Genomic DNA, 13588 nt, shown 5'->3' with positions numbered 1-13588 from the left:
CTCCGCGCCCGTCAAGACGACGGTGAAAAACGTCCGCGCGTTCGAGGACGGCGACAAGGTGTTCCTGCAGAGCGTCTACAACTTCGCGGGAGCCGGCGAGCAGGTCGCCTTCGACATCTTCCGCTTCAACGGCCAGGGGCTCATCGCCGAGCACTGGGACAACCTCGCCGACGTCGCCGGGCCGAACCCCTCCGGCCGCACGCAGACCGACGGCCCCACCGAGGTTTCCGAGCTCGACAAGACAGGGGAGAACCGAGCCCTCATCGAGGCGTTTCTCGAAGACGTCATGCAGGGGAAACACCCCGAGAAGACTCCGGAGTACTTCGCGGGCGATGCCTACCTCCAGCACAACACCGGAATCGCCGACGGGCTCTCCGGCCTGGGGGCCGCACTCGAGGCGCTCGCCGCGGACGGCATCCAGATGATCTACGATAGGACCCACCAGGTTCTCGCGCAGGGCAACTTCGTCTTGGGCGTGAGCGAGGGCACCTTCGGCGGCAAGCCCACGTCGTACTACGACCTCTGGCGCGTGGAGGACGGCAAGGTTGCGGAGCACTGGGACGTCATGGAGACCATCGCCGATCCGGCCGACTGGCAGAACGAAAACGGCAAGTTCTAGCACCGCAACAGAACTGGACTAATGCCGCGGCGCCCTCTACAGGAGGCGTCGCGGCCGATCGTGAGGGGGCAAGAGATGGGCTGGGAGAGGGCATGGCAAGGGCAGGGAGCGCGAGGCGGTTTCGGCCTGGCGACATCCGGTCGCATCCCCGTCGCCAGCGCTGGGCAGATAGACGCCGGGTACTGCCTGCGCTTCCTGAGGCGCATTAGGGACTGCTCGTTCGCGACGGTCGACGCTGAGGGGCTTCCCGCCGTCCGCGTGATAGACGTGATGTTCATCCACGTGGTGTTCGACGTCTTCCTGGAATCGGACGAGAGGATCTACCGTGACATTCTTTTCATCTAACTTGTTCGCCGGCGGCGAATACGTGCGCGCCAAGCGGGGTGTGGCCCTCGTGCGCGGGGCCGACGCGACGACGGAAGAAGCGGCCGAGGCGATGAGGCGGGAACTCGACAGGTGCGACGCCGTCCTGGTGGGCGCAGGCGCCGGGCTCTCCGCCGCGGCGGGCTTCTCCTATTCCGGCAAGCGCTTCGACGAGAACTTCGCGGACTTCCGCGACCGGTTCGGGATAACCGACATGTACTCGGGCGGGTTCCATCCCTTCCCCGACTTGGAGACTTACTGGGCGTGGTGGAGCCGAGCCATCCTGCTCAACCGCTACGAGGCGGGGGCTGGCAAACCCTATCTCGACCTCCTGCGCATCCTTGAAGGGCGAGATTACTTCGTCCTTACCACCAACGTCGACCATCAGTTCCAGCTGGCGGGGTTTGACAAGGCTCGGCTGTTCTACACGCAGGGAGACTACGGCTTGTTCCAGTGCGCCCGCAACTGCTCCGGCGAGACATACGACAACGAGCGGCAGGTCCGCGAGATGGTGGGCAGCCAGAAAGACCAGCGAGTGCCAAGCGAGCTCGTTCCCCGTTGCCCACGCTGCGGGGCGCCTTTGGTTCCCAACCTGCGCGTCGACGGCTCTTTCTGCGAGGACCGCGGATGGCATGAGGCGGCCTCCCGCTACCGCGCGTTCTGCGAGACGCACTCCAGCGACCGCGTCCTGTATTTTGAGCTGGGCGTCGGAAACAACACGCCCGTCATCATCAAATACCCCTTCTGGAACGCCGTGGGCCGGAACGGCAATGCGACGTACGCCTGCGTGAACATAGGAGGGGCGTGCGCTCCAGCCGCCATTGCGGGCAGGAGCATCCTCGTGGATGGCGATATAGACGAATTTCTTCAAACGTTTTAGTCCTTGGGTCTTCAAGCCCTAAAGAAGCAAATAATCGCAGGTGAAATGAGATTTCATGTTCGCTAAATTTTTTGGGACGAATCTGTCGCGTATCCGTGAGGATGACGCGCGGCGCTCCTGCGAGGCGGTAAAAGCGGCGCTTAGGCTCTTGTCGCCTCGCGGCTTTCGGCGGGGACGCTTCCCTTGGCTTCCATGCCGCTCATCGATGCTGCGCCAACGAAATGCTTGCGTGGTGCAAATAGCGCTATCATCAAGTGGCAAAAGACGAGAATCATCCGAAAGCAAGGCATGAAAATCACCCCTAATGACGAACCGTTGCGCTTCGACGGCGACAATAGCTATCCCGATTGCACCTGCTGCGGGCAGTGCTGCGGGCTGAATGTGCTGGCCATCACGCCCGAAGAGCTCGACGCCATGCATAAATGCATCGACCGCAAACACGTGCGCCCGATCGATCGCAAAGGTGAGCGCTGCCCGCTGCAGTCCCCTGAAGGCGGCTGCATGATCTGGGAGGCGCGCCCGCAGGTATGCCGCCTGTTCAACTGTCATGTTCCGCGTATCGAGATTCTGAAGCAGAACCCTTCGATCGTCGTTCCCGAGGACATTCCCCTGCTTGATTTGACGGAGGAGTTCGTGCGCGGGCGCTCCGGCTACGAGGCTATTGCCCGCCTCATGCGCGCGGCAGCAAGCTAGCTTTGCGCAGACTCCGCGTTATCGCCCCCTCCTTCGCGATCGATCGCGCGCCACGCGTATACTGAAAAGGCAAATAAGCGGACGCGTGAAAGGTCTTGACATGGCAGACGAAAAGCCCGTTGTGGGCATTATCATGGGCAGCAAATCCGACATGCCGGCGATGGAGCCGTGCATGCAGCAGCTCGACGAATTCGGCATTTCCTACGAAGTGAAGGTGGCGAGCGCCCATCGCAAGCCGCTTGAAGTGCACGAATGGGCGTCTACGGCGCACGAGCGCGGCATCAAGGTGATCATCGCCGCGGCGGGCAAGGCGGCGCATCTTGGAGGCGTCGTCGCGGCTTACACGCCCGACCCCGTCATCGCCGTGCCTATGAAGACGAGCGATCTGGGCGGTCTTGACTCCCTTCTGTCTATGGTGCAGATGCCCTCTGGCGTGCCTGTTGCCTGCGTCGCGATTAACGGCGCGAAGAATGCAGCTATCCTCGCGGTGCAGATGCTTGGCACTAACTGTGACGGATGCCGTCAAAAGATCATCGACTTCAAAGCGGCTATGGCTGAGGCGTAGCGCTTCACGTCCCGCGCGGGGTTCTGTGAAACATAAGTGGGCAAATTGTGCGACCTTATGTTTCCAAATATTCCTATGCGAAAATACTTTGCAGCGTTACGTCTCGTGCGGAATCGGCGTTTCAAGTGCGGCTTTACGTCGCCGACCCCGCACGTTTTCATGCAAAGGGAAGGGTTTCATGAAAGCTTCTACAATCGCTAAGGCCGTTTGCGCGGTGAGCCTGTCCGCCTTGTGCGTGGTCAGCATCACGGCGTGCTCGGGCAATTCCACGTCGGGATCGAAGGGTATTGAAGGCGTGGCGGCAACCGTCAATGGTGCCGAAATCCAGGAGAAAGACGTCACGGATTCCGTGGAGAGCATTCGCTCCCAGATGTCTTTGACCGACGAAGACGCGTGGGGCGAGTGGATGGCCAAGTATGATTACACTCCCGAGAAGGTTCGCGAGGAGGTCATCGACTCTCTCGTGACCAAAGAGCTGATCATCCAGGGCGCCGAGGAAAAGGGCGTCACGGTGAGCGACGACGAGGTGCAGTCCTACGTCGACCAGATGAAGCAGAATTATGCGAGCGACGACAAATGGAACGAGGCGCTCCAGGCCGTCGGCATGACCGAAGATCAGTACAAGGACAACATCAAGACCTCCCTTTTGCAACAAGGTCTCCTGAAGGCCTTCGAAGGTGACGACCCCTCCGACGAGGACGTTCTCTCCTATGCTCAGACCTATATCTCCAGCTACGATGGCGCGAAGCGTTCCTCCCACATCCTGTTTGACGCCGACGATGAGGCGACGGCGCAGAGCGTGCTCGACCAGATCAACGCCGGAACGCTCGATTTCGCTGAGGCCGCCAAGACCTATTCCAAGGATAGCTCGGGCCAAAACGGCGGCGATGTGGGTTGGGATAAGCTCAACTCCTTCGTGAGCGAATACACCGCCGGTCTTGCCGACCTTTCAAAGGGCCAGGTCAGCGGGCTTGTCACGAGCAGCTATGGCATTCATATCATCAAGTGCACCGACGAGTTCCACGCTCCCGCTGAGCTGACGAGCCTCGATCAGCTGCCCTCCGAGTTCGTCGACCAGTTCAGAAGCTCGCTTAAGTCCTCGAACCAATCGAAGGCCTATCAGCAGTGGCTCTCCGACGCGAAGGAAAATGCGGACATCGAGATTAAGGATATGCCGAGCGGCTTGCCCTACGACCTTGATATGTCGAAGTACCAAAGCGATGACTCCTCCGACTCGTCTGATTCCTCTTCCACCGACGGGAGCAGCAGCTCCGCCGACAACGAAGTGAGCGCTGCGGACGCTTCCTCCACCTCGGGCGACAGCACCTCGAGCGACTCTGCTTCGAGCGACAACAGCGAATCGGAAACTAAGAAGGCAGCATAGGCTTCATGGCTGACAGTCAGTTCGAGGGAGGGTGCGAAGTGGATTCGCGCCCTCCCTTTCTTTCTCTGAAAAATGCGATCGTAAAGCGGTCGGGCAAGACAATCCTGCAAGTTGGCTCCTTCGAGCTTGCCGAGGGCGAGAGCATGGCGTTGCTCGGTCCGAATGGCGCGGGCAAGTCCACTTTCATCAAGCTGATCACGCGTGAGATTCTCCCGCTTTACCAGGACGAGCCTCCCGTGCTCTTCCGTGGGAACGCGCGGGCGACACTAGAGGATGTGAAGAAGAGCCTCGGTATCGTGTCGTCAACGATGCAGGACCAGATCACGGTGCATATGCCGGCTATTGAAGTGGTTGCGGGCGGCTTGTTCGGCTCGCTGGGTGTGCCGAAGCGTGTGAATGCGAGCGAGGACGACTACGCGCGCTGCCGAAAGACCATGGCGACGCTTGGCGTTGAGTCGATCGCCGACAGGGACGTGATGACGCTCTCGACAGGGCAGGCGCGCCGCGTGTTGTTTGCTCGTGCGCTCGTTCATGACCCCGATGTCGTCGTGCTTGATGAGCCGTGCACGGGCCTCGATCCGCAGGGGATGCACTACGTGCGTCGGTCTATGCGCTCGATTGCGCAGTCAGGGCGCGCGATTCTGCTGGTCACCCATTATGCCGAGGATATCATCCCCGAGATCGAGCGGCTGCTGTTGATCAAGGACGGCTCGGTGCACGCAGACGGATCGAAGGAAGAGCTCCTGACCGATACGGCTATGTCGTCGTTGTTCGACGTGCCGATGAACGTCGCCGAAGTGACGCCTGGCCATTACTCGTTGACGAGCGAATACTAAGGACGGATGCCCTGGTGGAGTTTGATTTTTCCACTTGGCGGCATTGTGAAGGGCGGGTTTGCGAGTTTTTGAAAAATTTCCTTGTAGGTAAACAGGGTCTTATGTATAATACTTAGCTGCTGCAATTGGCAATGCGGAGAGATGTCCGAGCTGGCCGAAGGAGCACGATTGGAAATCGTGTATGCCCCAAAAGGGTATCTGGGGTTCGAATCCCCATCTCTCCGCCAGAAAAAAGTAACGCGCTTCGGCGCGTTTCCCGTATAAGGGGCTCAAGCCCCACACCCCATGCGGAGGGGTGGCAGAGTGGTTGAATGCGGCGGTCTCGAAAACCGTTTTGCCCGCAACCCGGGTAACGAGGGTTCGAATCCCTCCTCCTCCGCCACGAAATTATGAGCCCTCGCAATCGCGGGGGCTTTTCATATCCCGGGGGCTCCCCGGGGATTCGAACCGATGAGGTGGAATTCCGTTAAGAAAACGTGCCAGTGGCACGTTTTTAGGAATTCGCCCGACCGAGCTTGCGAGGGAGGGGTGCGGGTTCGCGAAGCGGACGCGCGAATCCCTCCTCCTCCGCCACGAAATAATGAGCCCTCGCAATCGCGGGGGCTTTTTCTGTGCTTCCCTCCAAAAAGCCAGCTTAGTGGACTACACTGGGACAATCGATTATCGAAAAGCAAAGGAGCGACCTAATGGCCGATCGTACTGTTGAAAACTCATCCGAGGAAGTTCCCGAAATTCCCGAGATGCTCGAAAACGTGCTCCTGTTCGCCCTCGACGAGGCGAAGGAGAAGATGGAAGAGGGTGCCGAGCTCGTTCCGTTCACGACGCTGGTGGTGAAAGAGAACCTGTTCATCGAGTCGCATCCGGGCGATTCTTCGGAGGAATGCTACAACCTTGCGCAGCATACGGTGGAAGGTGCCCGCGGTGCGGATGCCTACGCGTTTTGCTATGACGGCTACGTCGAGACCGACGATGGCACGAAGGACGTTATCATCGCCGAGGGCGGCGTGCCGGGCGCAGAGGACGGCTATGCGGTTGGCTATCTTTATACGATCGACGACGAGGGCGGCTACACCTTCGAGGAGGAGGCTGCCTATATCGGTGAGGCTCCGAACTTCATGGCGAAGCTTAAGAGCGGAGTCGATTACGGCGAGGACGAGATCGACGAGAAGTATTTGACGGAAGACGATGAGGATTCTTCGACGGAAATCGACACCGACGGAGAGTGAAGCCTCCTTTTGGATGGAATATCTGCGAGAGCCTCGCGCAAAAGCGCGGGGCTCTCATTTTCTTTAGCGGAGAAAACGCGCCGAGAATCGGGAAGGAAACGGGAAGGTTTCTGCCAGGTTTGCATGCTAGGATGCACCTAAAAGCGAGCTCGGCGGCTCGAGAAGATGTGTGGTTCAGGTGATGGGAGGCAGCTTTAGTCTACCCGAAGCGGGATGCCTACGTTAATATAGACAGGCTGTATCCTGCTCTGGGTGAAATGCCTTCACCAGACCCAGAGCCGTAAAGTCCAAAGGAGGTGAGCTGATGAAGGCTTACGAACTGCTGTTTTTTGTCGCCCCGACCATTTCCGACGAAGATCGCATTGCCGTCATGAAGCGAATCGAGACCACGATCGCTGAGGGCGAAGGCAAGGTTGACAACGTCGAAGAGTGGGGCAAGCGTAAACTTGCTTATGAGATCAATGGTCTGACCGACGGTGATTACACTCTCGCCAATTTCCACGCTGATCCTCAGAACGTTGCCGAGCTCGATCGCGTTCTGCGCATCAACGATGCTGTGGTCCGCCACATGATCGTGAAGCGCGAAGACCGCGACTAACTGGAGCTTAATGGGCGCCCTTGGCGTCCGGCACATGGGAAGAGGCAAGAATCATGAGCATCAACAGAGTAATCATCAGCGGTAATCTGACGCGCGACCCTGAGCTTCGCAGTACTGCGGGCGGCACTTCCGTTCTCGGTTTCGGCGTGGCGGTCAACGACCGTCGCAAAAACCAACAAACCGGCGAATGGGAGGACTACCCCAACTTCATCGATTGCACCATGTTCGGTGCTCGCGCCGACGCCTTGAACAAGTATTTGTCCAAGGGCACGAAGGTGACGATTGAAGGCAAGCTGCGCTGGAGCCAGTGGGAACGCGATGGGCAGAAGCGCTCCAAGATCGAAGTGATCGTGGACGAGCTTGAGTTCATGTCGAGCCGCAACAGCGATGCTCAGTATTCTTCCGGGCAAAACTACGGGCAGCAAGGCGGCTATCAGCCTGCTCCTCAGGCGAGCTACCAGCCCCAGCCGGCCCCGGCGATCGATGCCTCTTCTTCCGTCTACGATGATGACATCCCGTTCTAAGGAAGAGCAAGTTGAAGAAAACGTCAGATTACGCGAAGCAGCCGCGTCGCAAGTTCTGCCAGTTCTGCAAGGACGATGCTGAGTACATCGACTACAAGGACACGCAGATGCTGCGCAAGTATGTGACCGACCGCGGAAAGATCAAGCCGCGCCGCGTGACGGGTGCCTGCACCCAGCATCAGCGCGACATCGCGAACGCCGTGAAGCGCGCTCGCGAAATGGCTTTGATGCCCTACGCGGTTCCCGCCGTGAGCGGCCGTGGCGACCGCCGCAACCGCTAGGCGAAGGAGGTACCATGAAAGTCATTCTGCTTAAAGAACTGAAAGGCAGGGGCGGCGAAGGCGACGTCATCGAAGTTGCCAACGGCTACGCCAACAACTACCTGCTGACCCAGGGCTACGCCATCAAGGCGACCGCTGGCAACCTCAAGCAGCTCGAGCAGCGCAAGCACAACATCGCCAAGCGCGAGGAAACTCGTCTTGCCGACGCTGAGGCTATGCGCACCAAGCTCGATGGCGCAATCGTCAAGGTTCTCGCCAACGTTGGCGAGGAAGGCCAGCTGTTCGGTTCCGTCACGTCTTCGATCGTCGCCGACGCAATCAAGGAGAACCTTGGCGTCGAAGTCGACCGTCGTCGCGTCGAACTTGGCAACCCGATCAAGGTTGCCGGCGAGCATGCTGTCGCAGTGTCCATTTACCGCGACATCAAGGCTACCGTTACCGTGAACGTCGTGAGCGACAAGGCTCCCGAGGCTCCGGAAGAGGAAGAAGCCGTCGAGGCTCCTGCCGAGGAAGCAGCTGCTCCCGCTGAGGAGACCGAGGCTGCTGCCGAATAGCGCATCGCAATCGCGAACACGCTTTTCTCGAGACCCCTTGCCCGTTTGGGCGAGGGGTTTCTTGGTGTTTGGAGGGCGTTTCGTCCGGAGCGCTCGCGGTGGGGTAAGATACAACGGATAAAACGATTTTTTAGCGACTCTAATCAACGCACCCAGAAGGAAGCCATCGCATATGCCCGACAACCGCCCCAATGCCTCGCGCAACCAGGATTTTGCGCCGCAGTCCACGCCGCAAAACAGGCCGCTGCCTCAAAACATCGAAGCGGAGCAGTCCGTTTTGGCTGCGTGCATGCTCAACGCCGATGCCGTTGAAGAGCTGGTATTGAAGCTGAAGCCCGAGAACTTCTTCCGTCCTGCGCATCGCATTATCTTCGAGGCGATATGCGACTTGAACATCCGTCGCATCCCCATCGACCAGATCTCGCTCGCCGACACCCTCAACGCGTCGGGGCAGCTTGATGCAGTGGGCGGCAAGGCGTACCTCGTCGACCTCGCGGACAACACGTTTGCGCTCACCAACTGGCAAAACCATGCCGACATCGTGAAGCGAACGGCTATCTTGCGCGAGCTCATCTTCGCGTCCGCCCAGATCAATGCGCTCGCCTATGACGCTCCTGACGATCTGAACGAGGTTGTGGAGTCGGCTGAGAAAACGCTGTTCAACGTCACGGAGAAGCGCGTCTCTTCGACGTTCGCGCGCGTCGACACCCTGCTCACCGAGGCGTTCGAGGAAATCACGAAGCTGGCGGAGCAGAAAAGCCACATGGCGGGCGTCCCCACCGGCTTTAAGGACGCAGACGACCTGTTCCACGGCCTGCGCGCGGGTGACTTGGTCATCCTCGCTGCAAGGCCTGGCGTCGGCAAGACGTCGTTCGCGTTGAACCTTGCGGTAAATGCGGCAAAGGCGGGCACGTCGGTCGCCTTCTTCTCCTTGGAAATGTCGGCAAGCCAGCTGATGCAGCGTATCCTGTGCGCCGAGGCGCGCGTGAGCCTTTCGAAGATCCGCGGCGGCTTCATCGCCGAAGGGGACTGGAGCGCTATCGCCGATGCATCGAATGCGCTCTCGAAGCTCGATATGTACATCGACGACTCGCCGGGCCTTTCCATCCTGGAGGCGCGCGCGAAGGCACGCCGCGAGTTGCGCCATGCGCAGGGAAACGGCCTGATCATCGTCGACTACCTGCAGCTTATGCAGCCCCCGCAAACGCGCCGCGACGGCAACCGTGCCGTCGAGGTCGGCGAGATTTCCCGTGGTTTGAAGATCCTCGCGAAGGAGATGGGCATGCCCGTTATCGCTCTCTCGCAGCTCTCCCGTGCTGTCGAGATGCGCGGTAAGAAGCGCCCGATGCTTTCTGACCTGCGCGAATCGGGATCCATCGAGCAGGACGCCGACATCGTCATGTTCATCGACCGAAGCATGAACGAAGAGGAGGGCGAAAGCGACGACCGTCCCGATTGGGGTACAGCCGAGCTGATCGTCGCCAAGCACCGCAACGGTCCCACGCGCGATATCCCGCTCGCCTTCAACGCCGAATATACGCGCTTCATGGACCTCATCGATGACTCGCGCGTCGGCGGATACGCGTAGGGGCGAGGGCCGATGGCGGAGCGCCTGACATTCATCCATGCTTCCGATCTTCACATCGGGGCTCCCTTTCGCGGCCTTCGAGCGCTTTCCGAGCGTTGGGCGAAGCGCCTGATCGAGGCAATTCCCGAAGCGTATGAGCGCGTGGTGTCCGCCGCTATCGACAACCGCGTCGACTTCGTGGTGATTGCGGGTGACATCTTCGACACGGCGCGGCCTTCCTACGCCGACTACCTCACGTTTTTCGACGGTCTTGCGCGCCTTGGCGCCGAGGGGATTCCTGTGTACCTGTGCACGGGAAACCACGACCCTTACACCACCTGGCAGCGCGACCTTTTCAACCTGCCGGAGAACGCGACCATGTTTGCCGCCGACAAGCCGAGCTTTGCCCTCTATCGTCGGGCGGGCAAGCCGCTGTGCGTCCTCGGCGGGCGCGGTTACTACAACCAGACGTGGCCGGCCGACGCCTGTATCGCCGAAGGCGTTACGCGCGCCGCCGCGAACGAGGCCCTCGGGGAAGATGCCGCTTCGGCACCTTTCGGTGTTGGCGTTCTCCATACTGGTCTTGACCTGGATCCGAACAAGGCGCCTGTGGCACCCGCCAAGCTTCTGGCCGCCGGGTTCGACTACTGGGCGCTTGGGCATATCCACCAGCAGCTTATCTACACCGACGACAACCCCCGTCTTGTGTTTTCCGGCTGCATTCAGGGGCGTGACATCAAAGAGACCGGCCCGCGCGGCGTGAGCCTGGTGACGCTTGAGGAAGGGCGTCGCAACACGGTCGAGTTCATCCCCACTGCTAGCGTCGTCTGGCAGCGCATGAAGGTCGACATTTCGAACTGCGCCACGATTCCCGATGTATCCGACCTGGTCACGCGCGAGCTATTCCGCGTCAACGGGAAGGCTCATTGCGGGGAGATGTGCGTGCGCATCGCGCTTGTCGGCTCGACGCCCCTCCACGAAGTGCTTAGCCGCCCTGGGGTGATCGACGATTTGAGGAGCCAGATCAACGATTCCCATCCCGAATTCTTCTGCGATGCGCTCATCGACAAGACGCGCCGGCCCTACGACCTTGCGGCAGCGCGCCGAGAGGGAATGTTCCCCGCGATGTTTCTCGGGGTCGCCGAGTCGATGCGCCAAAACGAGGCGGACGAAGCGGCGTTTCTGCAAGACGAGTTCCTGAAGAGCAACATCGCTTTGCCAAGCTCGCTCGTGCAGAATATCCCGACGCTCGCCGAAGAGGCGCAAGACCTGGTCATCGACCTTTTGTGCGGGGGCGATGAGCGATGAGGCCCTTCCTGAAGCATATCAAGATGCAAAGCTTCGGCGCGTTTTCCGGCAAGGTTGTCGGACCCTTCGGCCCTCATCTGAACGTGGTTTACGGACCGAACGAGGCGGGGAAGACGACGACGGCGTCGTTTGTCCGCGGAGTGCTTTTTGGCTGGGAAGAGGCGCGCGGAACCCGCAATACGTACAAGCCGGAAGCCTCCGATCGCGCAGGTTCGCTGTTCTTCGACGATGGTGAGCGAGGCGAGATCGAGCTTTCCCGCGCACGCAATGCCGAAGGGCTTAAAGGCGACGCCTCGCTTGTGCACGATATCGACCGCGAGACGTTTTCGACCATGTTCTCGCTCACGAGCGACGAGCTTCGGCGTCTGCGCAACACGACTGATGTCACGGCGCGGCTGCTCACGGCGGGGTCGGGCACGGGAACGTCGCCTGCGCATGCCCTCTTTGCGGTACAGGCGCGCCTTGCCGCCTGCACATCGCGCGCGGCGAGTGCCGAAGAGTCGCTGGTGAATCTGGGCTCGCAGCTTGCGGACGCGAAAGAGGAGATGGCGCGCGCCGCTGAAATCGCTGACAGCCTGCGTCGCAAGGATAAGGAATTCCACGAGATGGAGCCCGAGCGCGATTCGCTCAGCGCGCGCCTTTCGAAGTTGAACGCGCGCATCGAGGAGCTCACCGCGTACCGCGCCCGCATTGAGAAGCTTGCGGCCGAGCGCGAGGAAATCACCGAGGAGCACGCGCGCCTGACCGAGGAGCAAACGCAGGCGGCGCTCGCAACGCGGCGTGGCAGGCACGCAATCCCTCGCGAGCTGATGGCTATGGCGGCGGCGGAGGACCGTGAGCTGCGCGATCGCATCGACGTGTTCGCCGACAGGGAATCGAAGTGCTCGCACGGCGTTGACCTGGCAAAATCAAATTACGCTGCATCGAAGGCCGCTTATGAGGTGCGCCTTGAGGCTCCCGATACCCGCGAGATGGAGATTCGCGCCCGCCATCAGCGCACGGCGCAAGTGGTGCTCTCCGTCGCGCTGCCGCTCGTATTCATCGGATGCGGCGTGCCCCTTGTGGTGCATGGACGCGAAATTTCGAGCCTTTCGTTTACGGCGCTTGGCCTGGGCTTGGTTGCCATGGCGGTCTTTCTTGCTGCGGGCGCGCTTGTGATGCTGTTCCGCCCGAGCAAAGAGCAAGAAGCGCGAAAAGCCGAGCTCCAAAGCGCGCAGTGGGTCATGCTGCAGGACAAGAAGAAATACGAGTCGTGCCTCGCCGAGCAGGAAGCGCTCGAGGAGGAGATCCGTGCATTCCTCGAAAGCCGCGGGTTGGGGGAAGCCTCGGCGAGCCTGCGCCGCGCGCGAACGATTCTCGATGAGGCGAAAGACGCGCGCAGCAACGTGGCCTTGCTCCAGCAGCGCTCCCAAGCGCTCACCGCTCGCCTGACCTCGCTCGAGGAGAAGATCGCGCGCAACGCCGACGCGCTCGCAAGCGCATACACCCAAGCGCATCTGCCGAGCGAGAACGCGACGCTCTCGGCGCTCGACGCGAAGATCGCGCGCAAGGTCTCGCAACGCACCAACCTCATGGAGGCATTCGAGAACATGAACCGGACGTATGGCGAGCTCAAACAAGAGCTTGCAACAGCGCGCGGAGAGCATACGCTTGATGAGGCGCGCATGGCCTACCAGCAGATTCGCACGCGCTACAACGAGTCGCTGCAGACGTTCGCGAGGCTTCTGCTTGCTCGTCGTATGCTGGAGGTGGCGATCTCTGCCTGGGAGAGCAAAAGCCAGCCTGAAGTGTATGCGAAGGCGAGCGAGCTTATGTCGCTTATGACCGAGGGCCGCTGGGTCCGCGTCTACATGACTACTGACGGCCACCTGCGCGTGGCCGATTCCGTGCACACCGAACGCGAGCCGGTTCACCTGTCGCTCGGCACGTGCCAGCAGCTTTATCTCAGTTTGCGCATCGCGCTTCTGCTCGCTGCCGACAACGTGGGTCGCGCGATTCCCATCTTGGCCGACGATATCCTCGTGAACTTCGATTCCCGCCGTCGGCAGGGTGCTGCGCGCGCTTTGGCCGAGCTCGCGAAGGCGCGTCAGGTCATCATGTTCACCTGCCACGAAGAGGTTGTTTCCGTTCTACGCGAAGTTGGTGACGCTACCAACGTCATCGAACTTGCCGTGTAACCCATCCCTTATA

General features: G+C 60.4%; 15 protein-coding genes and 2 tRNA genes. All 17 read left to right on the top strand.

Features of this window, described 5'->3' with window-relative positions; translation table 11 throughout:
- Window positions 1–619, top strand: a 619-nt coding sequence (locus Q0G85_RS06870) for a nuclear transport factor 2 family protein (RefSeq protein WP_297156058.1), incomplete at its 5' end; no start/stop codon positions are given.
- A gap of 75 nt (window positions 620–694) precedes the next feature.
- A complete protein-coding gene (locus Q0G85_RS06865) occupies window positions 695–964 on the top strand; it encodes a hypothetical protein (RefSeq protein ID WP_297156056.1) in 270 nt (89 codons plus the stop codon).
- A complete protein-coding gene (locus Q0G85_RS06860) occupies window positions 945–1862 on the top strand; it encodes a Sir2 silent information regulator family NAD-dependent deacetylase (protein ID WP_297156055.1) in 918 nt (305 codons plus the stop codon). The genes Q0G85_RS06865 and Q0G85_RS06860 overlap by 20 nt, the downstream gene beginning before the upstream one ends.
- Window positions 1863–2150: 288 nt before the next feature.
- Complete coding sequence (locus Q0G85_RS06855; RefSeq protein ID WP_297156053.1) at window positions 2151–2555, top strand: YkgJ family cysteine cluster protein; 405 nt, start codon at window positions 2151–2153, stop codon at window positions 2553–2555.
- 100 nt (window positions 2556–2655) lie between these two features.
- Window positions 2656–3120 (top strand): 5-(carboxyamino)imidazole ribonucleotide mutase, encoded by a 465-nt coding sequence (purE, locus tag Q0G85_RS06850; protein ID WP_158049118.1) that lies wholly within the window; start codon window positions 2656–2658, stop codon window positions 3118–3120.
- A gap of 178 nt (window positions 3121–3298) precedes the next feature.
- Window positions 3299–4504, top strand: a complete 1206-nt coding sequence (locus Q0G85_RS06845) for a SurA N-terminal domain-containing protein (RefSeq protein WP_297156050.1) — start codon at window positions 3299–3301, stop codon at window positions 4502–4504.
- A 5-nt stretch (window positions 4505–4509) separates the two neighbouring features.
- Window positions 4510–5340 carry an ABC transporter ATP-binding protein gene (locus Q0G85_RS06840; RefSeq protein ID WP_297156048.1) on the top strand — a complete coding sequence of 277 codons (831 nt, stop codon included), beginning with the start codon at window positions 4510–4512 and terminating at the stop codon, window positions 5338–5340.
- 135 nt (window positions 5341–5475) lie between these two features.
- A tRNA-Ser gene (locus Q0G85_RS06835) sits at window positions 5476–5567 on the top strand.
- 62 nt (window positions 5568–5629) lie between these two features.
- Window positions 5630–5722, top strand: a tRNA-Ser gene (locus Q0G85_RS06830).
- Window positions 5723–6026: 304 nt separating this feature from the next.
- Window positions 6027–6566 (top strand): hypothetical protein, encoded by a 540-nt coding sequence (locus Q0G85_RS06825; protein ID WP_297156047.1) that lies wholly within the window; start codon window positions 6027–6029, stop codon window positions 6564–6566.
- A 304-nt stretch (window positions 6567–6870) separates the two neighbouring features.
- Window positions 6871–7164 carry a 30S ribosomal protein S6 gene (gene rpsF / locus Q0G85_RS06820; protein WP_297156045.1) on the top strand — a complete coding sequence of 98 codons (294 nt, stop codon included), beginning with the start codon at window positions 6871–6873 and terminating at the stop codon, window positions 7162–7164.
- A gap of 53 nt (window positions 7165–7217) precedes the next feature.
- Window positions 7218–7688 carry a single-stranded DNA-binding protein gene (locus Q0G85_RS06815; RefSeq protein WP_297156043.1) on the top strand — a complete coding sequence of 157 codons (471 nt, stop codon included), beginning with the start codon at window positions 7218–7220 and terminating at the stop codon, window positions 7686–7688.
- A gap of 11 nt (window positions 7689–7699) precedes the next feature.
- Window positions 7700–7969, top strand: a complete 270-nt coding sequence (gene rpsR, locus Q0G85_RS06810) for a 30S ribosomal protein S18 (protein ID WP_297156041.1) — start codon at window positions 7700–7702, stop codon at window positions 7967–7969.
- A 14-nt stretch (window positions 7970–7983) separates the two neighbouring features.
- On the top strand, window positions 7984–8523 hold the full coding sequence (gene rplI, locus Q0G85_RS06805; RefSeq protein ID WP_297156039.1) for a 50S ribosomal protein L9: 540 nt from the start codon (window positions 7984–7986) through the stop codon (window positions 8521–8523).
- Window positions 8524–8695: 172 nt separating this feature from the next.
- The gene (gene dnaB, locus Q0G85_RS06800) at window positions 8696–10111 is read left to right on the top strand and encodes a replicative DNA helicase (protein WP_297156038.1); all 1416 of its coding nucleotides are present in this window, start codon (window positions 8696–8698) and stop codon (window positions 10109–10111) included.
- 12 nt (window positions 10112–10123) lie between these two features.
- Window positions 10124–11398: a DNA repair exonuclease gene (locus tag Q0G85_RS06795; protein WP_297156036.1), complete on the top strand. Its 1275-nt coding sequence runs from the start codon at window positions 10124–10126 to the stop codon at window positions 11396–11398.
- A complete protein-coding gene (locus Q0G85_RS06790; RefSeq protein WP_297156034.1) occupies window positions 11395–13575 on the top strand; it encodes an ATP-binding protein in 2181 nt (726 codons plus the stop codon). Before Q0G85_RS06795 ends, Q0G85_RS06790 begins: the two co-directional genes overlap by 4 nt.
- Window positions 13576–13588 lie beyond the last annotated feature (13 nt).

The sequence above is a fragment of the uncultured Ellagibacter sp. genome (genome assembly GCF_934617235.1).
In the GTDB taxonomy this organism is placed as follows: domain Bacteria; phylum Actinomycetota; class Coriobacteriia; order Coriobacteriales; family Eggerthellaceae; genus Ellagibacter.
The sequence above is the reverse complement of the archived record's forward strand: the minus strand, read 5'-3'. Positions and strand labels throughout refer to the sequence as shown.

Bases quoted from the DNA above. Each gene is read 5' to 3' on its own strand.
- Q0G85_RS06790 (WP_297156034.1), top strand. From the start codon at position 11,395: ATGAGGCCCTTCCTGAAGCATATCAAGATGCAAAGCTTCGGCGCGTTT.
- purE (WP_158049118.1), top strand. From the start codon at position 2,656: ATGGCAGACGAAAAGCCCGTTGTGGGCATTATCATGGGCAGCAAATCC.
- Q0G85_RS06795 (WP_297156036.1), top strand. From the start codon at position 10,124: ATGGCGGAGCGCCTGACATTCATCCATGCTTCCGATCTTCACATCGGG.
- Q0G85_RS06845 (WP_297156050.1), top strand. From the start codon at position 3,299: ATGAAAGCTTCTACAATCGCTAAGGCCGTTTGCGCGGTGAGCCTGTCC.
- rpsF (WP_297156045.1), top strand. From the start codon at position 6,871: ATGAAGGCTTACGAACTGCTGTTTTTTGTCGCCCCGACCATTTCCGAC.
- Q0G85_RS06825 (WP_297156047.1), top strand. From the start codon at position 6,027: ATGGCCGATCGTACTGTTGAAAACTCATCCGAGGAAGTTCCCGAAATT.
- Q0G85_RS06855 (WP_297156053.1), top strand. From the start codon at position 2,151: ATGAAAATCACCCCTAATGACGAACCGTTGCGCTTCGACGGCGACAAT.
- dnaB (WP_297156038.1), top strand. From the start codon at position 8,696: ATGCCCGACAACCGCCCCAATGCCTCGCGCAACCAGGATTTTGCGCCG.
- rplI (WP_297156039.1), top strand. From the start codon at position 7,984: ATGAAAGTCATTCTGCTTAAAGAACTGAAAGGCAGGGGCGGCGAAGGC.
- Q0G85_RS06815 (WP_297156043.1), top strand. From the start codon at position 7,218: ATGAGCATCAACAGAGTAATCATCAGCGGTAATCTGACGCGCGACCCT.
- Q0G85_RS06865 (WP_297156056.1), top strand. From the start codon at position 695: ATGGGCTGGGAGAGGGCATGGCAAGGGCAGGGAGCGCGAGGCGGTTTC.
- Q0G85_RS06840 (WP_297156048.1), top strand. From the start codon at position 4,510: ATGGCTGACAGTCAGTTCGAGGGAGGGTGCGAAGTGGATTCGCGCCCT.